This window comes from Dysgonomonas sp. HGC4, assembly GCF_001261715.1.
Classification (GTDB): Bacteria; Bacteroidota; Bacteroidia; order Bacteroidales; family Dysgonomonadaceae; genus Dysgonomonas_A.
Map to the genome: position 1 here is coordinate 35,566 of NZ_CVRU01000062.1, position 23,615 is coordinate 59,180.

Below are 23,615 nucleotides of genomic sequence, written 5' to 3' on the forward strand. Positions count from 1 at the left end.
TGAAAAGTAAGTAAAGAGCCTTTTCGTATGTAGAATCAATGATTCTCTGTTTTACTTGAATATTTAAACAAATATAAAATGAGGATATCAAATTTAAAAGTATATCAGAAATTTTTGTCCCGCAACAAATTGTACACTTTGGTTTCGGTTATTGGCTTTTCAGTATCGCTTACATTTGTGATACTATTGAGTGTCTATGTAAGACAGGAATTATCTGTTGATAGCTTCCATGAGAAAAAAGACAGGATATTTTTGCTTAGCAATGAAGATTATTCAAGTTTTGCAAACCCCGTTGCCCCTTTTATCAAAGACAATTTTCCGGAGGTTGAATCCTTCACACGTTTTACCTCTAAAAAAACCGCAATTGGAAATAAGGGTACTCCAAAGCAAGCCGCCAAAACGTTATTTGCCGATTCTACGTTTTTCAATATATTCTCATTTAAGTTCATCGAAGGCAATAGTTCACAGGCGCTTGTTGCCCGAAAATCAGTAGTATTAACTCAGTCGTTTGCCAATAAGATATTTAAGGAGCAGAACCCTGTCGGTAAAACAATCTTTATAGACAATGAAGAACATATAGTAACCGGGCTTGCAGAAGATATACCTGATAATACGATATTCCGAAAAGCAGATATAATTGTTACTTATAGCTCGCTTGCCCAATATTATGGAGAGGGTGTTTTTACCAGATGGACATGGTCTAATTATGGAATGTTTTTTCTCGAAAAAGAAGGAGCGGATTTACAATCAAAAAGTGCTGATATTTTAAGGCTTTTAAAAAAAGGGCACTCCGAGGATACCTCGTATTATGAGGAATTATCATTTATACTTCTGAAAGATGTTTATTTTTCGCAAATCAAAGGATTAGATGACCTGAGGACAAATAGCCCGACTCTGATTACAGTATATATAGCGGTTACAATCTTAATATTGGTGATAGCCTTGCTGAATTATATAAACATGACAATTGCTCAAGCCGGATTCAGAGGTAAAGAAGCGGCTCTGAGAAAATTACTGGGGTGTAGCCGTAAAGATTTGATTTTACAGTTTTTGCTTGAATCATTATTGATGACCTCTTTTACATTTATTCTCGCGCTGCTTATGGCTTTTATGGTAGAGCCATACTTTAATAATTTGTTGAATACTAATCTCAGGTTAATAAATGAATTTACTCCTTTACTGGTTATTATTGCTATTCTCTTTATACTTCTTATTTCTATTCTGGTAGGTCTTATTCCGGCACTTGTTATCTCAAGGTTCAATCCAATTGAGGTTGTCAAAGGTTCTTTTACACAAAAAATGAAATCCAAGTACTCTAAACTTCTGATTGTTTTCCAATATACTGTTGCTATAGCTTTACTTGTCTGTAGTTTTTTTATTAAGCAACAATCGGATTTTCTTGTAAGTTATGACACCGGATTTAATAGAGAACGTATATTGGTGATGAATAATAAATTAGACATAAGTCAATTGTTGGCATTCAAGGCTACGTTGTTAACTATTCAGGGAGTGGAAAATGTTTCTTATGCCACAGGTACACCTATAGATGGTATATATCATAATTTATTTGAAAGGGATGGCGAGAAGATTTCCTACCAGTATTTTGCGGCTGATACTGCGTTTTTTAGTATTTTCGGAATAAAGGTTGTGCCAATAAATACACCTACAGCCAATTACTCATTTTGGTTGAATCAAAAAGCATATGATTTATTGACCGATTCTGCAACTAATATGGCAAACGTAGGATATAGGGAGAATGTTCAGGTTCTGGGAATTATTAGCGATTTCAGAGCAGGGTCTCTTCATCAAATAGATAATTTGATTGCTGTTGAGCTACTTGGCGATAAGCAAAAGCCATATGATATTATTGTAAAGATAGGAGATAATGCAAATTTATTGCAGACGACAGATAAGATAAAAAAAGTATATCTGGAATATAACAGAGGTGAAATTTTTGAAACCAGATTTGTTGACGAAACTATACAGAAATGGTACGAGAAAGAACAAAAGACTTCTCAAATAATATTAGTATTCACCATCCTTACTATTATAATTATGGTGATGGGTGTCTTTGCCATGTCACTCTATCTGATTCAACAAAAAGAGAAAGAAATTGCTATCCGCAAAGTAAGTGGTGCAACCGAAGGAGAGATTTTGAGAATGCTTAATGCCGATTCTTTTATAAGAGTATTGATTGCTTTTGTGTTGGGGTGCTTCATTGCTTATTTTGCCATGAGTCAATGGCTAGACAATTTTGCTTACAAAATAAAGCTTAGTTGGTGGGGATTTGTGGCTGCAGGTGCGATAGTATTGTTATTATCACTTCTGTCTATAAGTTGGCAAAGTTTAAAAGCAGCAAGAGCCAATCCCATTGATTCAATAAAGGGAGAATAAAGAGTATCTCTTAAAATAAAACATATTATGTATAATACTCCATTTGTAGTGAGGCGTTTTTGGAAAACGAAAAATCTTAGAATTGTAAATTTGTTGGGTTTGGCTCTCTTGTTTGCATGTATACTCGTTTCATACACTTATGTAAAGAGAGAGCTTAGCTTCGATAAGTTTTATTCGAAAGCAGATCGCATAGTTCGTATGACGGTGAGCTACGATGGGCAACAAGCTGATGGACGTATCTACGGAACCAACTTTAATCAAATATTGCAAAGTGTTTCCGAAATAGAAGATGGTTTGAAGTTGTCAAAAATAAATACAGCTATTCTTACCCTCAATGAAAAAAAGCAAGTAGTAACTGATATTTATTTTTCGAGTGAGAACCTTTTTGAAATACTCGATATTCCATTGTTGGAAGGAGATCGCAAAACAGCCTTTAAATCACCCGGAAGTGTTGTGATTAGTGAAAAACAGGCAAATCAACTATTCGGAAAGACAGATATAGTAGGAGAGAAGATCGAATTGAGTGGGCGTAGGTTCAATAATATGACCTGTTCTATAAGTGGTGTTTTTAAGGATATGCCTGATAATACCCATTTCCATACTGATATTATTGTCCAAGAAACCGATTTTGATAGTCTCTTTTTCTATGCTTATCTCTTAGTTGGTAAAGGGCAGAACTATTCAGAATTAGAGAAAAAAATATCAGATGTCTTTCTCAAGGAAAATCCTCAGAGACCCAGTGCTAAGATAAGTCTTATGCCTATGACGGATATTCACCTGAAAAGTCATGTCTTGAGAGAGATGGAACCCAATGGTAATATCTTTTATGTCTATCTTATTATTGGAGCCAATGTGCTACTTTTTATTATTGTGATGTTTAATTTATGGCTCAATGCCAGTGTTATCTTCTCTTATAATAAAAGGTACTATCAATTGCTTCGATTTAATGGAGCTTCGTCAATGGTGGTTGCTAAAGACGAGTTTCAGGTGGTCTTTGGGTTAGCTGTTATAGGGGGGCTGATGGGGAAACTGATCTCGGCATTTGTAGCTGATTATTTTTCAATCTCCTTTAATTTTATTTCTATTGGAGAGGAAATCATACTCACTTTATTGTTTTTATTGGTGACAGCTTTTATTTCGTTATTACCTATTCTGTCAAATATTTCATCAACCTATTTTTTCAATGATTGCATAGATATTAAAGCTGCTCGCTTCTCGTTCTCGAATGTAAAATATATGCTTGTTATACAATATAGTATTGTGATTTTTATAATTATAGTAACTATTGGTATCAACAATCAGATTATGTTGATAAAAAATACTCAGGTTGGCGGTACGGATACTAATATTCTGGTTCTTGAAGAACAGCCAACAGAGGTTATCAGTAATTATTCTACACTGAGGAATGAATTGCTTAAACATACCGAAATAGAATCGGTAACGGGAGCCATGCAATTACCTGGTTCGGCGGTAAGAGATATGATTGGCGTTTCTATTGACGGGAAAGAACAAACATATATACCTGTATTGGTTATAGGTGAAGATTTCTTTTCTTTTTATGGAATTAAATTAGTTGCAGGTACGTTATTTCCTCCCTTGAAGTTGACTTTAAAAGAAGAGGAAGATCTTGTTTTTAAGCGAATGGATGAAAAAATCTTTTCGAATATAAAAGAAGATGTAATTCTCAACAGCAAAGCTTTGCAGGTATTTGGATTTGCATCTGCGGAAGAAGCTATTGGTAAAGAGATAAAGATAGAACATGGCTCGCTCGATTTTACTCAATCTGCGGTTGTATTGGGAGTTGTGGAGGATTTTACATATACGAGTGTCTACGAAGATGCTATACCCATGATAATACTGCAACGCAATATGTTTATGAATTGCTTTATGATAAGATTTGCACCTGAACAAGAAACTCAGGCTATGCAAACATTGAATGCTGTGTGGGGTAAAATAAATCCAGATTATCCGATCAATTATAAATTTCTTAGTGATACGTATAATGTAGTATATAAGAATGAACTGAATGCTGGTAAGGTTATAAAATTTTTCTCGGTATTATGCTTAATAATTACTATTCTAGGATTGATTGTTTTTATGACATTTATGATAAAAACGCGTACTAAGGAAATTGGCATCAGAAAGGTAAATGGAGCAACTAATCAAGAAATTGTTGTGATGCTTAATGTGAGCTTGTTGAGGTGGATTATACTTTCGGTTTGTATTGCTATACCTACTGCTTGGTTTATTATAGATAAGTGGCTCGAAAGTTTTGCATATAAAACAGAACTTCACTGGTGGATGTTTATTGGAGCAAGTATTTTTGTTTCTCTTATCTCTCTTTTTGCTGTTAGTTTCCAAAGCTGGAAAGCAGCAAAGATAAATCCAGTGAAATCAGTAAAGAGTAATTAATAAAAAAAAGGGAATTCGTTTCCCCTTTTTTTATTAATTGTTATTGCTGTGTTTTTTTATCCAATCAAGAATAAGGTAGCATCCCGGTGCATATACCGCTCCATGGTCAAATCCTTGCAGTTCATAGAGGGTGATTTCTTTGTTACCTAATATCCTTAAGATTGCATCCAAATGTGCATTTTCTTCATAACGTGCAGGTAGTTCGAGTCTCCTGTCTCCTGTAATAAGAAGTGTGGGTGGAATATCTTTTCGTGCATGAGCCAGAGGTGCATAATTATCGATATAAGGTATTTCGATAGGAAGTCCCCGCTCTTTTTTAATTGTATAATGTGTATTTGTTTGTCCGCTGATGGGTATCAATCCTTTTATGCAGTTTGCATCTATATTATACTTATTCAAATAGCTTTTATCGAGTCCGACCATAAGAGTTAGATACCCTCCTGCCGAATGTCCCGAAATATAAATATCTTCGGGGTTACCACCAAAGGAGGCAATGTTTTTGAAAACCCATGCAACAGACTCGGCAGCATCTTCGATATATGCAGGGTTCTTGGCTCTGGGACTTAAGCGGTAATTAACAGCTACGACTGCTATACCTTTATTTTTCAATTCATCAGGAATGCCTTTTTCTCCACCTTCAAGTCCTCCTCCATGAAACCAGATAACTGTAAGGAAATTCTTCTTATCGGTTGGATAATAAATGTCGAGTTTGCAACGCTCCAATTTATAAACATCCTTTTCAGAGCTACTTATATAGGGGATATTCTCTTGCAGAGCATAATTGTTATTATTTGTGCTTTGAGCAGTAATAATAGAAAACGTACCTAATAGGAAACAAATATTTAAAGCTAGTTTCTTAATCATATACAAATATTTTGTTTGATGTTACACATTAAATACCATGCTGAAAACAGTCCATTCGTTTGAAGTATGGTGTTTTAAATTTCCACCATGTAGTCGCATAATATAACGCGATACACTAAGTCCGATGCCCGTACCATAATCTTTGGTAGTGAAAAAAGGAATAAATATATGAGCAGCTATTTCGGATGGAATTGGTTCGCCATTGTTTGCAATATCAATTGATACTTTATTATCAGCTTCTGTTACCTTTATTTCTATTTTTCCATCCCGATTGGCTGGTATGGCCTCTAGTGCATTCTTTATTATATTAACCAGAATCTGTGTTATTTGTCCCTCGTCGGCATTTAATATAGTCTGTTTATTTGTATAAGTAATCTGGGATGTGATCCCTTTCTCTTCCATGTTTGCAGACTCGAGGTGGATTATTTTTTCTAATAAGGGAATCAAATCGAATTGGCGGAATTGTGGGGTTGGTACACCCGTAAATTTGCGATAAGAATCTACGAAGGTAATCAAACCTTTAGCCGTAGAACTAATGGTCTCAAGAGCATCAATTGTATTTCTTCGAAGAGAATCGTTTGAAGAGTCATCCGAATTTATTTTGTACGAGAAGAGCAGGGTTTCAGTTAAAGAAGTAATGGGTGCTATCGAATTCATTATTTCATGAGTCATTACGCGAATCAGACGTATCCACGATTCCATTTCTTTTGCCTCAAGTTCATTACCAATATTATTAAGGGTAATAACTTTCATCGCCCCTTTCTTCAATGTTATTTTAGAAACATTTAAACTAATCTGAATTTCTTCTCGTTCATTAGCTATCTTTATTTGAGTATTGTCTTTTACTTCTAAATTTTTAAAAAGTTCGGGCAACGATTCGTCAATAGCTTTTAATTGACTTAAGTGGGTAAATACAGGTAGTCCCAATAATTTATTGGTGGCACGATTGGTTGCATTTACATTATTATGAGGATCTAATATTATGATTCCGGTAGAAACGCTTTCAAGAATAAGACTCAGAAATTTTTCGTTCTCTATTACTTCTTTTCGTGCTCTCGTCAATATATCCTTAATACGGTTCATCATCTGATTCAGCTCTTTCTCTCTCTTCGACGTTTTTGCTTCCGTAAAGTGAAACGAATAATCTCCATTGTCTAAAGCATTGAGAAGGAAAAGTATATTTTGATTGAATCTTCTATAATGGCTATAGAGGCTCTTTAAGGAAAATATCGCCAATAGTACAAATATGCCAACATATACATATTCGCCTTGTATTGTGAGATAAGTACTTGCTGCTACTGATAGTATCAATAGTATTAAAAAAAGTATGAGCTTATACTCGATAGATTTAAACATATTATTTTTTAGTTATCGTATAAGTTTCGACTTATAAACCATACTTTTTCATCTTGCTATATAAAGTAGGGCGTGTAATACCCAATTCGGTAGCAATAGCAGATATGTTTTTATCGTATCTGGTCAAAGCTTTTTCAATTAGAATTTTTTCCATTTCTTCGAGAGTTATCGCTTCTATAACAGCCGCTTTAGTTTCCATGGGTCGCATATAGAAGTCGGTAGGCTGCAATTCTGTTCCATCACTAAGTATGACCGCTTTTTCAATTGCATGCTGTAATTCACGTACATTCCCCGGCCATGAATAACCTTCTAGTTTTGAAACTGCCTTATCACTTAGTTTTAATTCTTTTTTGTTGTATTTTTTGGTAAACTTATCAAGGAAGAAGTTAGCTAATAATACAATATCTTCTTTGCGTTCACGCAGTGGGGGAACTTCTATTTGTATGGTATCAATACGATATAGTAAGTCTTCGCGAAACTCGCCTTCCTGCACCGATTTAAACAAATTTCGGTTTGTGGCACAAATAAGACGTATATCTACGGGAATAGGTGTATTACTACCTACTCTTATAATATATCTCGATTGTAAAGCTGTTAGTAACTTAGCTTGCAGAGTGTAACTTAAATTGCCTATCTCATCCAAAAAAAGAGACCCATTGTCAGCAGCTTCAAACTTGCCTGCACGATCGGTTTTAGCATCAGTAAAAGCTCCTTTTGTATGCCCGAATAATTCACTTTCGAATAGGCTTTCGGTTACTGCCCCCATATCTACGCTCACCAATGTTTCACTGGCACGTAACGATAGGTGATGTATCTTTTTTGCGATTAACTCTTTACCCGTTCCGTTTTCGCCGGTTATTAGCACATTGGCATCAGTCTTTGCTACCTTTTTGATGAGGGTAAGAAGATTCTGCATTATTTCGGATTCTCCCCAACAGAAGTCCTCCTCTTTATTTAATTCAGAATTTAGGACATTTTGTTTCTCCCGTAGTTTTTTTACTTCTTTACGTGATTGACGTAAAGAGAATGCAGCTTGCAGTGTAGCTAGCAATTTGGTATTATCCCATGGTTTGACAACAAAATCAGAAGCACCTTCTTTCAATGCTTTTACCGCTAATTCTATATCTGCATATGCTGTGAAAAGTACAACGGGTAGTTCTGGGTCAATCTTCTTAACTTCTGATAGCCAGTATAAACCTTCATTTCCTGAATTTATTCCGGCAGAGTAGTTCATATCTAATAGTACGATATCCGGATTTTTCTCTCTCAATGTAGAGATAAGTGTATTAGGAGACGATAATAGATAGACATGTTCGAAATAACTGTCCAGCAGAATGCGTAGTGCACTTAGTACGTTTTTATTATCATCAACAACAAGAATACTTCCTTTTTTCATTTAGTAGAATCAATTAAGCTAATAATACAAATGTAGTTAATAATCAAATAAGATATTCGTCTTCATTCGAATTCAATAGAAAAAGGATGCTACCAATACTGATAACATCCTTTCTTATTATAAAGTGTAATTTCTTTTTATAATGTTTGTTTTGCAGATATAACCGTTACTTCTAATACTCGTGACAAGAAAGAGAACTTCTCTTTCATCATATCATAGTCGTCACCCGAGCTGAGATATTGGGCTGTGCCTGTAATTAAAAAGCCAGTACCCTGATAATCTTTATAACCCAGAACTTCTTTGCTTCCTAATGTTAGTTTTATCTTGTTGTTTACCTCTACATTCTTTTGAGTTTTACGTAATCCATATGCAGGAATCAAGATTCTGCCATCTTCTGTTACTACAATATAAGAATTCCATGTATTAGCGATATGGGGTTCGTCAAGTCCCCAAGATACAATTGATACTACTCCTTCGTGATTAATAACATCAAAAAATTTCTCTGTTAGTTTTACTGCCTTATTCATAATTATTGCTTTTCTATTTATTAATGCAAAGCTACAGGAAGTGATGTTGGAAAAAATTAAGCCAGTTTAAGAAATAGGGAGTAAGTAATGGAAATATTACCAAAGCAATAAAAAAAGTCTAAGACTTTAGTATTTCTTTTTTCGGACTTCACTTAAGTATTCGGGTGTAAGCCCAAGAAATGAAGCTAGCATATATTGTGGTATTCGTTGAATGAATTCCGGGAAATTAGCACTGAAATGTAGATATAACTCTTCTTTAGATAGATCGTAAAGTAGTTTAATTCTCAACTGTGATGCAGCTACGGCTCTTTGCATTATAATTCTAAAATAGCGTTCCAATATGGGTACCTCCTTAAGCAGCTTCTCGAAAGATAGATGGTCAATTGCTAATATCTCGGACTTCTCGATAGCTTGTATGTTATATACAGATGGTTTTTGGTCGGCAAAACTAAAATAATCGGTAATCCACCAATTCTCTAAAGCAAACTGAGTTATTTGCTCTGCACCTTTGTCTGTATAAAAGAACATACGTGCGCATCCTTTCTCTACAAAAAAGTATGATTTACAAACTTGTCCCTCTTCCAATAAGTATTCTTTATTCTTAAGGTGTACTCGCTTAAAATATTTAGAGACGGTTTTAATTTGATCTTCCTCTAATTTTATGTAACTTTGGATATGATGGATAAGGTCTGGATACATATTAGTTAATCATTTTTGTCTTATTCCTTTTTTTCAAAGATACTTCAGATTTGCCAAGAGACATTCAAAAAAAACGTAATAATTTGTGCTTAGTAAAACAATCTGATTGTTTGTTTTAGCTGTTCGGATAGCTACTTAATACTCCTATTTGTTATTTCAAAAGATCTTGTTCTACAAAACAATACGAGCTTAATCTTGTTTATATAATATAGACTTTATTTATTTTCGTTGTTATACCTTTTTTGAGTGTAGGGATAAATTTCAAAATTCTTTATGCTTAAAGAGGGAAGTGTTTGATTATGAAAATTAGAATGAAGAACCTAAATTATGACCACCTTAGATTGAGGCTTTAGACCTGTTTACTACTTTGGTCAGAATTGAAATATATGTTACTTGTTTTAAATATTAGTGTGTTAAAAGCTCACTGTCTCTTAATACACTCCGATTGTACTAGGATATAAACTCTAAAAAAACGTATAATATGGATTTTAGAATAGAGAAAGATACTCTGGGTGAAGTAAAAGTTCCATCAGATGCATATTATGGAGCTCAAACACAACGTAGTATCGATAACTTTAAGATTGCTCAGGATATTAACCGCATTCCCCGAGAAGTAATTCACGCCTTTGCTTATTTAAAGAAAGCCGCAGCTATAACCAATAAAGAAGCGGGAGTATTGTCTGCTGATAAGTGCGATCTTATATCGCGAGTTTGTGATGAGATATTAGAACATAAACACGATAATTCGTTTCCCTTGGTTGTATGGCAAACGGGTAGTGGAACACAATCGAACATGAATGTAAACGAAGTAATTGCTAATCGTGGACATGTATTGAATGGAGGAAAACTATCAGATAAGGAAAAGGTTTTGATGCCTAATGACGATATAAACAAATCTCAATCATCGAATGATACGTTTCCTACTGCTATGCATATTGCTGCCTATAAGATGTTGATAGAGAAAACTATTCCCGGAATTGAAAAGCTGAGAAACACGCTTGCCGAAAAAAGCAAGCAGTTTATGTCGGTTGTGAAAATCGGACGTACCCATTTTATGGATGCAACACCTCTTACATTAGGGCAGGAATTTAGCGGATATGTAGCACAACTTGATCACGGATTGCGTGCGATAAAAAATACATTGCCTCACTTGTCAGAATTAGCTCTGGGAGGAACAGCAGTAGGAACAGGTATTAATACACCCCATAACTATTCTGAAAATGTAGCGGCGAAGATAGCCCAATTAACAGGTTTGCCATTTGTAACAGCACCCAATAAATTTGAAGCACTAGCTAGTCACGACGCTATTGTAGAAACTCATGGTGCATTAAAAACGGTGGCTGTAAGTTTGATGAAAATAGCTAATGATGTTCGGATGCTTAGTTCAGGTCCACGTTCGGGTATTGGTGAAATTCATATTCCTGAAAATGAACCGGGGTCGTCTATTATGCCTGGAAAAGTGAACCCTACTCAATGTGAGGCTTTGACTATGATTGCGGCACAAGTAATGGGTAATGATGTTGCTATAACCGTAGGTGGTGCTACGGGACATTTCGAGCTGAATGTATTCAAGCCTATGATTATCTATAATTTTCTTCATAGTGCCCGTTTGATTGGCGAGGGATGTGTAAGCTTTAACGACCATTGTGCGGTGGGTATTGAACCTATTCCTGAAACTATAAAAAAGAATCTTGATAATTCGTTAATGCTTGTTACTGCTCTTAATTCTAAAATAGGATATTATAAAGCGGCAGCCATTGCTCAGAAAGCTTATCAAGACAATACGACTTTAAAAGCGGCAGCTCTTGAATTAGGCTTTGTTACAGCTGAAGAATTTGATGAATGGGTTGACCCTCGAAAAATGGTAGGGAATCTTATTTAAGGTTATAAACTTTGTTATTGCTGGATTTACTCAGCAATAACAAAGTTGCCAATTGAAATGAAAAAAGAAATCTGGTAGAGATTGCTTTGTAAGAATCGGATTTAACCGATAGAAAATCAGCGAGACACGCTGATTACATAAATAACAACATCGGTTGTCGAATTAATACATTATTCGGACAATCAGCAAGGGAATCAATTATTTGAGATTATCTGAGCGAAAACTTAACTGTAAATAATACTTGCCTCTCTAACCTGTTTGCTGAACCATAAGCTTCTGCTATTGAGTGTTTTATTATTCACAAAATAGAACGGGTCAAAGAGCTTACTTCATACAACAAACTAACTTACTCTAAAATAGCTTTTAAACTACATTATAGTAGTATTGGGCATTTATCTAACCAGTTTAAAGAAGGAGACAGATTCTATGCTCTCTTTTTTAGAGCAGCGAAATATATAAGATATACAAAACGATAGAATCTGTGAATTGTGTAATAACTAGCTAAAGTAGTGACCATTACTTTATAGCTGATAACGTAACTTTAAGAAATATGGATAAAATAAGGTATTTGCATAAAAAGACAGAAGAACAACCTTTACGTGATGAATTATTCACGATTGATCAGCTTATTCAGCACGCAAAAAAGCTTGCCTCAGAAGAAAAACTTACAAGCGGTCGGAAAGACAATTTTTTGCTCGAGCGACTCAATTACAATGATAAAGTATTGCGCGATTTTAATAAATCGACACTTATACTTAATAAGCAAGAAAATATTACTCCTGCTACTAAATGGCTGGTTGATAATTTTTATCTGGTTGAAGAACACGTTCAATTGGCTCGTCGACATTTTCCTAAAAAGTATAGTCAAGAATTGCCATGTCTGGAAACAGGCGTGTCGAAAAGATTGCCTCGTGTTTATAGCATAGTATTGGAACTTCTTTCGCATGTGGATGCTCAGATTGATAAAGAATCGTTGAAAGCTTTTATAGAGGCATATCAAACCAAATCTCATCTGAAATTGGGTGAGTTATGGGCTGTACCTATTATGCTTCGATTGGCACTTATCGAAAATTTACAGCGTATTGTAAGCCGTTTACGAGAGAAGCAGTCGCATCGAGATATTGCAAATGCGTGGGTAGATAAGCTTCAGCTTATGGCAAAGAAAAGACCTTCGAGACTTATCGAAGTGGTTTCTGATATGGCTAAGTCTAATATACCTCTTTCGAGTGCTTTTGTTTCAGAATTTTGTCAACGTCTTTCATCACAAAATCCAATGCTCCATATAGCTCGTAGATGGCTTGAACAAAGATTGGCGGAGGACGGACTGACTATTGAAGAACTTATCCATCTTGAAAGTCAATCTCAGGCAGCCGATCAATTGTCGGTAAGCCATAGTATTGGTAGCTTGCGTGCATTAGCAGTTACAGATTGGAAAGTATTTGTAGAAACATTGAGTCTTGTAGAAATTACTCTTCGAAAGGACCCTAATAATATTTATGGTCAGATGGATTTCACCACTCGTGACCATTATCGCCATAGAATAGAAACAATAGCAAAATATTGCCCATCTTCGGAAGTTGAGGTTGCTGAGAGAGTAATTCAGTTAGCCGAAGAAGCAAAAAAACAGCAACAAGATGCTTTAAATACACACATCGGCTTTTACTTAGTGGGAGACGGACAATCTATTTTGAATAAGTCTTTAAATGTAAAAGAGCCATTGAATACGGTCTTAGGTAGAGGAATTCATAATTACCCCCTCATCTCTTATGGCGGGGGCATTGTTCTCCTTACTTTTGTTGGGGCCGGAGCGCTTATGGGTATCTTAGAAACCAGAGGTATATCGTTCGATAACTGGAAAGCCATTCTCTTGTCTGTTATTTTTCTTTTGTGTGTTAGTCAGCTTGTTGTCGATTTGGTTAACTGGCTTACCATGATACTTGTAAAACCGAAGATACTACCCCGCCTCGATTTCTCAGAGGGTATTCCTCTTGAGTATCGTACAATGGTAGTTATTCCAACAATTATTTCGTGTCCTGATACAGTAGACCGATTAATAGATAATCTCGAATTACATTATTTGTCGAATAGAGATAAACGACTTCATTTTGCTCTTCTTACAGATTTCTCCGATGCTGACCAAGAAGTTATGGAGTCGGATGATACGATTCTTGAACGAGCCAGAAGGGGCATTCAGATGCTAAATGAAAAATATGTTACTGATAGTAACTCTGTTAATTCTATCTTTTATTTATTCCATCGTCCACGTCGTTGGAATTCGGGAGAAGATAAATGGATGGGATATGAGCGTAAGCGTGGAAAACTGATGGAGTTTAATGCCCTATTACGAGGGAAATCCGATAATGCGTTTTCTCTGATCGAAGGCGATACATCTATACTTTCGTCTGTGAAATACGTTATTACGTTAGATACCGATACACAATTGCCGGGCGATACCGCCTATCAGTTGGTAGGAGCAATGGCGCATCCACTGAATCACCCTGTTATAGACCCAAAGCGGAATGTTGTAGTCAATGGTTACGGTATTCTTCAACCTCGTGTGTCTATTAATCTGGTTAGTAGCCAACGCTCAATGTTTACACGTTTGGTATCAGGCGATCCGGGTATTGACCCCTATACACGTGCTATTTCTGATGTATATCAAGATGTGTTCCGTGAAGGATCATTTGTAGGAAAAGGTATTTACGATGTGGATGCCTTTGAGCAAGTTTTAGCAGACAGACTTCCCGAAAATAAGATATTAAGTCACGACTTGTTAGAATCTACCTATGTACGTTCGGCATTAATAAGTGATATAGAGCTGTATGAAGCCTATCCTCCCGGTTATAATATGGATGCAATTCGTCGTCATCGCTGGGTACGTGGCGATTGGCAGATTATTCAGTGGTTATTGCCATGGGTTCCCACTTTTCAAAAGAAAGCGGCTAAGAATCCTATATCTAGATTGGGCAGATGGAAGATGATAGACAATCTTCGCCGTAGTTTGTTACCACCTTCTTTTCTTCTGTTTTTAGTATTGTTTTATGTACTATTTCCTCAAAGTATATGGTTGATGCCTTTATTGGTAGGGATTATTGCTTTGTTGCCTGTCCTTTTAGGTTTATCAACCAATATTCTTTATAAATCACAAGATCAGTCGTTGTTGATGCACTTGCAGGATGCTTTCAGAAAAAGCTGGCGTCAATTAAAACAAGTTCTGCTTTCATTGGTATTATTACCTTATGAGGCTTATCTAAATATGGATGCGATAGTGTCTACATTGTGGCGTTTATTAGTAACACACAAGCATCTGCTAAAATGGAAAACATCCATCGATGCAGAGCAAACAGCAGGTAATTCATTATCGAGTTTTTATTCGGCAATGTGGTTTTCTCCTGCCTTTGCAATAGTTTGCGCAGGACTTTTAGCCGTATTTGACCCTCTTTTGTTACTTTTTTCTTTCCCTGTTTGGATTGTTTGGGCAGCGGCTCCTTGTATTGCTTGGTTTATTAGTCGTCCATTTGAACCGAAGAAACCTGATTTCTCAACAGAACAATCTTTGCTTTTGCATCGTATTGCCCGTAAAACATGGTACTTCTTCGAGACATTTGTAAATGCTAAAGAAAATTGGTTGGCTCCAGATAACTTTCAGGAAGTGCCCATACCAGTTATAGCATCGCGAACTTCGCCTACAAACATAGGTCTTTCTCTGTTGGCAAACTTGTCGGCATATGATTTTGGATACCTTTCGGCAGGAAAAATGCTGGAACGTACTCAGCTTACGTTTACAACAATGGGTGATCTGAAAAAGTATCGTGGACATTTATATAATTGGTATGATACACGTACTCTAGAACCTCTTCCTCCGTTGTATGTATCGAGTGTTGATAGCGGAAACTTAGCAGGTCACTTGCTTACTTTAGGTGAGGGATTGAAAGAATTGAAAGATGCCCCTGTTTATACTCCGGTTATTTTTGCGGGCTTATTGGATACTGTACGTGTTATGAAGCGGTATACATTGAAAAATCCAGCAATAGCTCAGCTTGAAAAAGATTTGGAGGCAAGTCCTGAATCATTACAAGGAGCGCTTGCTCTGTTGAAGTCTGTAAAACATCAGACAGAAAGTCTAAGTAAGACTTTGTCCCTCGAAAATAAAGAAGTAGAGTCGTGGGTGCAAACCTTACAGAATAATATTGAAGATCATATAGAGGAGTTATTGTATGTTGCTCCTTGGTTACAAATAAATCAACCAACACCTCATGAAGGGTTCAATAATAAGTTGGATGAGATTATTACAAATCTAAAAGAACTAGATAAAGGTCTTACATTACGCGAAATATGTAGGTTGGAAGATTCTCTTTGTCTCTCCATAGAGGAAGAGTTAGTTAATCTTCGAAGTCTTAAAGACCCATCTGCTAAAGAACGAATAACCGCTTATTTGAATGCTTGGCTATTAGATTTACGCTTGGCGGTGAAACATGCTGCTCAAAGAATGCAAATAATAAAAGCATTGGCTGCACAAAGTGAATCTTTTGCTCGAATGGATTTTGCATTTCTTTATAGCACTTCAAAAAAACTATTTGTTATCGGATATAATGTTAGCGAACAACGTATGGATAATTCGTCTTACGATATGTTAGCTTCAGAAGCCCGATTGTGTAGTTATGTAGCTATTGCACAAGGACAAGTTCCTCAGGAACATTGGTTCTCATTAAGCCGATTGTTGGTAGTGTCGCAAGGTAAGCCAGTGTTACTATCATGGAGTGGATCGATGTTCGAATATCTGATGCCTCTTTTAGTGATGCCTAATTTTGAACATACTTTACTCGATCAGACTTATAAGGTGGCGGTTAAGGCTCAAATTGAATATGGTAAAACACTTGGAGTGCCTTGGGGTATCTCGGAGTCGGGATATAATAGAACCGATACTTCTCAGAATTATCAATATAAAGCATTCGGTATTCCCAGTCTGGGATTAAAACGAGGTCTGTCGGAAGACTTGGTAATAACGCCTTATGCTACCGTTATGGCATTGATGGTTCTTCCCAAGAAAGCATGCGAAAATATGCAACGCTTGAGTGAGACAGGTCACGAGGGAATGTATGGTTATTATGAAGCTATTGATTATACACCATTGCATCTTCGCCCCGATCAAAAGAGCGTGAATATTCATTCGTTTATGGTACACCATCAGGGTATGAGTTTGTTATCTTTGGTCAATCTGATAAAAGACAATTCTATGCAAAGGCGTTTTATGGCTTGTCCTATGCTTAAAGCTTCTGAGCTTTTGTTGCAAGAGCGCATACCTCATAATATATCAGAGACTGCCATATCCGATGACTCGGAATTCGAAATAAAAGGTCTGCATCCGCTATTGGTTGATAGCTCGGAAGTAGTCCGAAGCTTCCATGATATGGAGGTTGCTCCGGAAGTCAATTTATTATCAAACGGTCGTTATCATGTTATGGTAAGTAATAGTGGTAGCGGATATAGCCGTTGGCAAAATATAGCTGTTAATCGCTGGCGTGAAGATTCGACTAGCGACAATATGGGTATGTTTGTTTATTTGAGAGATAAAGACTCCGGAGAATTCTGGTCTACAACTTATCAACCCACTTTACATAAAGGTAAGAATGATGAGGCGATTTTTACGCAGGCGTATGCCGAATTTCGCCAACGACAAGGTGACTTAGAGGTACACACTACAATCTGTGTTTCGCCCGAAGATGATGTTGAATTGAGACGTATACGATTAATCAATCGTTCTCAAACATCTCGAACAATAGAGCTTACTACATATAGTGAAGTGGTAATTGCTCCTCAGGCAGCAGATGAGGCACATCCAGCCTTTAGTAATCTCTTTGTTCAAACTGAGTTTTTACCCGATTCTTCGGCTATATTATGTACCCGAAGGGCACGATCGGAGAATGAGAACCCTCCATATCTGTTGCATCTAATATTGGCTTCTGGTAATCAGCAGGGAGAAATCTCATGCGAAACAGACCGCTCAGCCTTTGTTGGTAGGGGACGTACTTTAGCCAATCCTTTGGCTATGGAGAATAAGGGACAACTGTCGAACAGCAGTGGTTCTGTGCTCGATCCAGCTATTTCGCTGCGTCGTACTGTAACTATTCCGGCAGGTAGAACTGTAACAGTATCTGTTTTGTTGGGAATGGCTGATACACGTGAAGTTGCCGTTGCTTTAGCCGATAAGTATCAAAATGCTCGTATGACCGAACGGGCTTTCGAATTGGCCTGGACGCATAGTCAGGTAGTTCTCAATCAACTTAGTATTGTAGAAACAGAAGCTCAATTATATAGTAAATTAGCCGGAGCCTTGGTATATGCCAATGCTCAACGTCGTGCTTCTCAACCTATCTTGAAAAATAATAGACGAGGACAAGATGGGCTTTGGAGTTATAGTATTTCAGGAGATACACCTTTGGTGTTGTTGCGAATATCAGATGTTTCGGGTATAGAATTGGTCAGACAGATGGTACTTGCTCATGCTTATTGGCGTATGAAGGGCTTGACTGCCGAGCTGGTTATCTTGAACGAAGATGTTTCAGTGTATCGTCAATCGGTACACGATGAAATTGTCAATCTTATATCATCAGGTATAGAGGCTCCATTGTTGGAGAAAGCGGGAGGTATCTTTGTTCGTCGTATCGAGCAAGTTCCTCGCGAAGATATGTTATTGTTGCAAGCTGCAGCACGTATCGTTCTTTCGGATGAGTTGGGGACTTTATCTAAACAATTGCAATCTCTTACTATTGCCGAGTTACAAGTTGCATCTTTCCATCCTACACATTCCGTTAGTACGAAAGTAGAGAAACCTCTTCTTAAAAGGGATTTGATCTTCGAAAACGGTTTGGGGGGATTCACACCCGATGGGCACGAATATGTTATAACTCTTGAAGCTGGACAAACCACACCTGCACCTTGGAGTAATGTGCTGGCAAATCAGCATTTTGGAACGGTTATTTCGGAGAGTGGAGGAGCTTATACTTGGGCAGAAAATGCACATGAGTTCCGTATTACACCTTGGAACAATGATCCGGTGAAAGATACTTCGGGTGAAGCCTTTTATATACGTGACGAGCAAACGGGAGAGTATTGGTCGCCAACACCACTTCCTGCAAAAGGAACAACTCCTTATGTGGTAAGACATGGGTTTGGCTATACCATATTTGAACATACCGAAAATGGTATTGAATCGGAATTCACGATGTATGTGGCTATGGATGCACCGATAAAATTTGGTGTACTGAAACTTAAGAACGTTTCGGGAAGACCTCGTAAAATATCTGTTACAGGATATTACGAATGGGTGCTTGCCGATTTGCGTCAGAAGAGTTTGCTGCATGTACAAACAGAAATAGATGTACGTACAGGAGTATTATTTGCCCGTAACTTCTACAATATAGGCTTTGCTGGTAAGATTGCCTTTATGGATGTGGGAGAAGCCCGAACATTAACGGGAGATCGTACAGAATTTATAGGTCAGAATGGAAGCCTTGCACAACCGGCAGCTATGAAACGCAGCCGCCTTTCGGGGAAAGTGGGTGCAGGACTAGATCCTTGTGGAGCTATGCAGGTAGTATTCGATCTGGCAGACGGGCAAGAACGCGATACTCGTTTCCGACTAGGCTTTGCTCATAATAAAGAAGAAATGCGCGACCTCGTGTTACGTTTCCGACATACGGGTGCAGCTAAAGAGGCACTAAAAGGTGTATGGGATTATTGGAATCGTACATTGGGAACCGTCAACGTAGATACTCCCGATGCTTCGGTAAATATGATGGCAAACGGATGGTTGTTGTATCAAACACTAAGTAGCCGTATATGGGCTCGTTCAGGGTATTATCAATCGGGTGGGGCATATGGCTTCCGCGATCAGTTACAGGATGTAATGGCATTAGTACATGCCGAACCATCTATTACACGTAAGCAAATTCTTCGTGCAGCCAGCAGGCAGTTTGTAGAAGGCGATGTACAGCACTGGTGGCATCCGCCTATGGGACGAGGTGTGAGAACTCACTTCTCGGACGATTATCTATGGTTGCCTTATGTTACTTGCCGATATGTATCAGCTGTTGGAGATACGGGTATTCTTGATGAAAGAGTATCATTTATCGAGGGGCGGTTACTGCATCCTGATGAAGAATCGTACTATGATTTACCGGGACGTTCACAAGAATCGGCTACTCTCTATGAACATTGCGTAAGAAGTATTAAATACGGACTTAAATTCGGGGTACATGGTTTGCCGCTAATTGGTTGTGGTGACTGGAATGATGGTATGAACCTTATTGGAGAAAAAGGACGAGGCGAAAGTGTCTGGCTCGGATTTTTCCTATATGATGTATTACTTAAATTCTCGAAAATAGCAACTCTTCGCAATGATACAGCATTTGCCGATCATTGTATAGAACAAGCCAGAGTGTTGAGAAACAACATAAGGGAGCAAGCTTGGGATGGTGAATGGTATCGCCGTGCTTATTTTGATAATGGTGAACCTCTAGGATCGAAAGTGAATGATGAATGTCATATTGATTCACTTCCTCAAAGTTGGTCTATAATAAGTGGAGCAGGAGATCCCGAGCGATCGTTGATGGGGATGGAGCAAGTTGAGAAACAACTTGTTCGCCGTGAGGATAAATTAATCCAATTATTTACAGCTCCGTTCGATAAGTCAGATCTCAATCCTGGTTACATCAAAGGATATATTCCCGGGGTACGCGAAAATGGCGGACAATATACACATGGTGCTATTTGGACAGTTCTTGCCTTTGCTTTGATGGGTGAAACCGAGAAGGCATGGGAGCTCTTCGGATTGCTAAATCCGGTAAATCATGGAGATACAGCCGAGAATATTGCAACTTACAAAGTAGAGCCTTACGTGATTGCTGCTGACGTATATGCTGCTGAAGGGCATCTAGGAAGAGGTGGTTGGACATGGTATACAGGTTCTGCAGCATGGATGTATCGTTTGTTGGTAGAGACTCTATTGGGTATAAATCTAATGGGAGATAAATTACAATTACTACCTCAATTGCCTCAGAAATGGGATAGTTATAAAATCCATTATCGTTATAAAGATACAGTGTATCATATTACAATTCTACGGATAAAAGATTCGTCATTGCCTCGTCTGATTTTTGATGGGCAACAACAAGAGAACAAAGATACTTTTGTGATGGTAGATGACCGAAAAGAACACTTTGTAGATTTGTGGATTGTGTAATAAATTATACTAATAAAAAAAGAAAGAGGATAATCAATTGATTATCCTCTTTCTCTTTTAAACCAGGTAATTATTTATTTTACTTCTTTCCTATAGTATCTTCTACACGTTCCTTGATGTATTCGGCTTCGTGCTTTGCGGCATCTGCAGCAATTCTTAAATTCCTTTTAGACTTGCTCAAAAATTTATCAACTTCATCGCAACAACAGTCAAGTTGTCCGTCGTTATACATCTTTCGAACTAAACAAATAATTCCTATACCTATTCCTACTCCTAAAATTACTTTTTTCATAACTGTATAAATTAATAGTTTATATTTTATGGCTTAGCGCCTTTGATTTTGATTGTTTCTATTCTCGGATAGACAATGAAAAATTTAGACCTTATTTTAAGTAATGTTTTAATACTGCTGCTGTATATGTAAATAAAGAACGTGTTTGCGGTATAGTTGCAAATCCGTTTAATAGTCCAAAGTCGTGGATAACACCATTGTAGCGAACTGTTGTTACATCTACACCCGCTTCATCTAGTTTACGTCCAAGAGCTTCAGCTTCATCTCTTAAAATATCGTTTTCGGCTACCTGAATAACAGTAGGCGGTAAACCTTTCAATTCACTTAATGAAGCTTGTAATGGAGCTAAATATATTTCTTTACGTTCTTTAGGGTCGGTTGTATATTGATCGAACATCCACTTCATCAAAGAAGAAGTAAGAAATCTTTGCTCAGCATATATTTTGTATGAATCGGTCTCAAAATTAGTGTCTGCCACAGGCCATAATAGAACTTGAACTTTAATTTCGGGGCCTTTATTCTTCTTAGCCATCAAGCTAGTTGCGATTGACATATTTCCGCCGACACTATTCCCTACTAACGCAAGGCGTTTACCATCTACATTTATTTCATTACCATGCTCAGCGATCCATTTGGTAGCTTCGTAAATTTCATGAATAGCTTGTGGATATTTAGCCTCGGGTGAAGGAGTATAATTAACAAATACTGCAGCGTATCCCGATTCTACAACCAAGTCGCGAACCATGCGTTTATGCGTTGGGTAATCTCCTAATATCCATCCTCCTCCGTGAGTGAAAATAAAAACTGGTAGTTTTTCTTTTACTCCTTTAGGGCGAACGATGGTTAACTTAAGAGTCTGAGAATTATATGTTATCGTCTTTTCTGATTCTTCAATGCCTGAGACATCTACTTTTACCCCTGCCTGAACAGTTGTGAGTACATTCCGGGCATCCTCTTTTGAGAGGGTTTCAACTGCCGGACCTCCACCATTCAGAACTTTTAAATATTCCTTAGTTTCGACACTCAGATGTGGATCTTTCAGATAATCCGGAGCTTTTTGATTTTTATTTTCCATAATTGTTTTATTAAAGTCGTATTGTATTTAAACCGCCTACGTCTGTAAAAAGTTTTGTGTTTTGAGTCTATTTAACTGTTATTGAGGAAATAGTATATATATAAGTAAATGAAAGTATTTAATGATACACTCATTAATTGTAGTGGGTCGTTATTATTTTGAATATTAGAGTTATAGATGGGTTTTCTGCTTTGTGTTATTTGTTTACTTGCTATCGGGTTTTAGAATCACGTTCAAAACCAAAAACAGCTTCTCTAGGGTCAGTTTTTCCTTCAAGTTTATTCCTTATCATTTGAGCTGCGTTTATGCTAAAGGTAATGCCATTGCCGCCATACCCGAGAGCGAAGAACATTCTGTCTTTACCCGGCCATGTTCCGATATATGGTAGTCCGTCTTTTGTCGAGCTGAATGTTCCACACCATGACATATCGGTAACAAAAGGTATTTTGGGGAATAGCTTTTTAAACTTTTTTTCGAGAATTACAGTTTTTTCTCTTAAGAGATCATCGCGTTTTACAGGGTCTTTAAATTCTTCATCTTCACCACCTACCATAATCCTATTTTTATTAGTGGTGCGGATATATAAATAAGGGTCTTTTGTTTCCCAAATAAGGCTTTTTTCGTACCATAAATATTCGGGTAGTACAGGTTGAGAGATTATAACATAGGTAGAAGTAAGTTTCATTACCTGCTCGGGAAGAAACTTACCTGCTTCGAATCCGGCAGCTATTACTACATACTTACATTTTATGGTTTTCCCTTTCGTTGTTGATAGTTCATAACCTTTTGTAGTTTCAGTCCATTGGTCTATTTCTGTATGGGTATATACTTTCAGGTTATCTTTTTTTCTGTGATAATCCAAAAGGGTTATAGCAGCTAAATAAGCATCTATTTGTGCAGATTCTTTATTCATTAAAGCTCCCGGAGCGTCAATATCGTATTTCTTCTTTAAATCTTTACTGTTTAAAAATGTGACGGGTAGATTGTGTTTCTTACGTATTTCAAACTCTTTCTCAATTAGAGATAAACCTTGCTTGTTACTTGCATAATAAACACTAGGAACTCTTTCAAAATCAGGATTGATGCCAATGTCGCTAAATATTTTCTCAATGTCTGTAATTCCCTGTAAACACGATCGGTATGCCAAAACTGCTTTCTCCTCTCCCAGTTCTTTAGCCATTTTATATAGAGGCACATCTATTTCATACTGCAATAATGCGGTGCTTGCTGAGGAACTTCCGGTTGTGAGGGTACGTTTGTCAACTACACAGCATTTTAGTCCGGCTTCACATAATTCGTGAGCAACTAAAGCTCCTGTAATCCCTGACCCAATAATTGCAACATCAATTGTGATATCTTTTTCCAGAGGATTAAAATAATCATAAAGAGGATTTTTTACAATCCAATAAGGTAGTCCTGAGTGTAAATCCATAGTTCTCTGTATATTCGTTTATATGTAAAGAACCAATTGGTG

General features: G+C 37.1%; 12 protein-coding genes. 4 read left to right on the plus strand and 8 right to left on the minus strand.

All coding sequences use genetic code 11. The features are described 5' to 3' along the window. Window positions 1-78: 78 nt before the first annotated feature. A complete protein-coding gene (locus HGC4_RS06300; RefSeq protein WP_050709276.1) occupies window positions 79-2,394 on the plus strand; it encodes an ABC transporter permease in 2,316 nt (771 codons plus the stop codon). 27 nt (window positions 2,395-2,421) lie between these two features. After that, window positions 2,422-4,806 (plus strand): ABC transporter permease, encoded by a 2,385-nt coding sequence (locus HGC4_RS06305; protein WP_050709277.1) that lies wholly within the window; start codon window positions 2,422-2,424, stop codon window positions 4,804-4,806. A 33-nt stretch (window positions 4,807-4,839) separates the two neighbouring features. On the opposite strand, the gene HGC4_RS06310 is transcribed toward HGC4_RS06305, so the two are convergent. The 5 genes from HGC4_RS06310 to HGC4_RS06330 form a co-directional block, all read right to left on the minus strand. Beyond that, a complete protein-coding gene (locus tag HGC4_RS06310; RefSeq protein WP_373419306.1) occupies window positions 4,840-5,667 on the minus strand; it encodes an alpha/beta hydrolase in 828 nt (275 codons plus the stop codon). A 24-nt stretch (window positions 5,668-5,691) separates the two neighbouring features. Next, window positions 5,692-7,026 carry a sensor histidine kinase gene (locus tag HGC4_RS06315; RefSeq protein ID WP_050709279.1) on the minus strand — a complete coding sequence of 445 codons (1,335 nt, stop codon included), beginning with the start codon at window positions 7,024-7,026 and terminating at the stop codon, window positions 5,692-5,694. A gap of 31 nt (window positions 7,027-7,057) precedes the next feature. Then, complete coding sequence (locus HGC4_RS06320) at window positions 7,058-8,422, minus strand: sigma-54-dependent transcriptional regulator (protein ID WP_050709280.1); 1,365 nt, start codon at window positions 8,420-8,422, stop codon at window positions 7,058-7,060. Between the two features lie 137 nt (window positions 8,423-8,559). Further along, window positions 8,560-8,949 (minus strand): pyridoxamine 5'-phosphate oxidase family protein, encoded by a 390-nt coding sequence (locus tag HGC4_RS06325; RefSeq protein WP_050709281.1) that lies wholly within the window; start codon window positions 8,947-8,949, stop codon window positions 8,560-8,562. 126 nt (window positions 8,950-9,075) lie between these two features. After that, a complete protein-coding gene (locus HGC4_RS06330) occupies window positions 9,076-9,648 on the minus strand; it encodes a Crp/Fnr family transcriptional regulator (protein ID WP_050709282.1) in 573 nt (190 codons plus the stop codon). A gap of 481 nt (window positions 9,649-10,129) precedes the next feature. On the opposite strand from HGC4_RS06330, the gene fumC reads away from it, so the two are divergent. Beyond that, window positions 10,130-11,530: a class II fumarate hydratase gene (gene fumC, locus HGC4_RS06335; RefSeq protein WP_050709283.1), complete on the plus strand. Its 1,401-nt coding sequence runs from the start codon at window positions 10,130-10,132 to the stop codon at window positions 11,528-11,530. A 550-nt stretch (window positions 11,531-12,080) separates the two neighbouring features. Continuing rightward, the gene (locus HGC4_RS06340) at window positions 12,081-20,774 is read left to right on the plus strand and encodes a GH36-type glycosyl hydrolase domain-containing protein (protein ID WP_050709284.1); all 8,694 of its coding nucleotides are present in this window, start codon (window positions 12,081-12,083) and stop codon (window positions 20,772-20,774) included. Window positions 20,775-20,853: 79 nt separating this feature from the next. Here the strand turns inward: HGC4_RS06340 and HGC4_RS06345 are convergent, their stop codons facing one another. The 3 genes from HGC4_RS06345 to HGC4_RS06355 form a co-directional block, all read right to left on the minus strand. Next, window positions 20,854-21,066 carry a hypothetical protein gene (locus HGC4_RS06345; RefSeq protein WP_050709285.1) on the minus strand — a complete coding sequence of 71 codons (213 nt, stop codon included), beginning with the start codon at window positions 21,064-21,066 and terminating at the stop codon, window positions 20,854-20,856. Between the two features lie 91 nt (window positions 21,067-21,157). Next, window positions 21,158-22,141, minus strand: coding sequence for an alpha/beta hydrolase (locus HGC4_RS06350; protein WP_050709286.1), 984 nt, complete (start codon window positions 22,139-22,141; stop codon window positions 21,158-21,160). 211 nt (window positions 22,142-22,352) lie between these two features. Next, a complete protein-coding gene (locus HGC4_RS06355; RefSeq protein WP_050709287.1) occupies window positions 22,353-23,573 on the minus strand; it encodes an NAD(P)/FAD-dependent oxidoreductase in 1,221 nt (406 codons plus the stop codon). Window positions 23,574-23,615: the final 42 nt, after the last annotated feature.

Bases quoted from the DNA above. Each gene is read 5' to 3' on its own strand.
- HGC4_RS06305 (WP_050709277.1), top strand. From the start codon at position 2,422: ATGTATAATACTCCATTTGTAGTGAGGCGTTTTTGGAAAACGAAAAAT.
- fumC (WP_050709283.1), top strand. From the start codon at position 10,130: ATGGATTTTAGAATAGAGAAAGATACTCTGGGTGAAGTAAAAGTTCCA.
- HGC4_RS06325 (WP_050709281.1), bottom strand. From the start codon at position 8,949: ATGAATAAGGCAGTAAAACTAACAGAGAAATTTTTTGATGTTATTAAT.
- HGC4_RS06350 (WP_050709286.1), bottom strand. From the start codon at position 22,141: ATGGAAAATAAAAATCAAAAAGCTCCGGATTATCTGAAAGATCCACAT.
- HGC4_RS06315 (WP_050709279.1), bottom strand. From the start codon at position 7,026: ATGTTTAAATCTATCGAGTATAAGCTCATACTTTTTTTAATACTATTG.
- HGC4_RS06330 (WP_050709282.1), bottom strand. From the start codon at position 9,648: ATGTATCCAGACCTTATCCATCATATCCAAAGTTACATAAAATTAGAG.
- HGC4_RS06300 (WP_050709276.1), top strand. From the start codon at position 79: ATGAGGATATCAAATTTAAAAGTATATCAGAAATTTTTGTCCCGCAAC.
- HGC4_RS06345 (WP_050709285.1), bottom strand. From the start codon at position 21,066: ATGAAAAAAGTAATTTTAGGAGTAGGAATAGGTATAGGAATTATTTGT.
- HGC4_RS06355 (WP_050709287.1), bottom strand. From the start codon at position 23,573: ATGGATTTACACTCAGGACTACCTTATTGGATTGTAAAAAATCCTCTT.
- HGC4_RS06340 (WP_050709284.1), top strand. From the start codon at position 12,081: ATGGATAAAATAAGGTATTTGCATAAAAAGACAGAAGAACAACCTTTA.
- HGC4_RS06320 (WP_050709280.1), bottom strand. From the start codon at position 8,422: ATGAAAAAAGGAAGTATTCTTGTTGTTGATGATAATAAAAACGTACTA.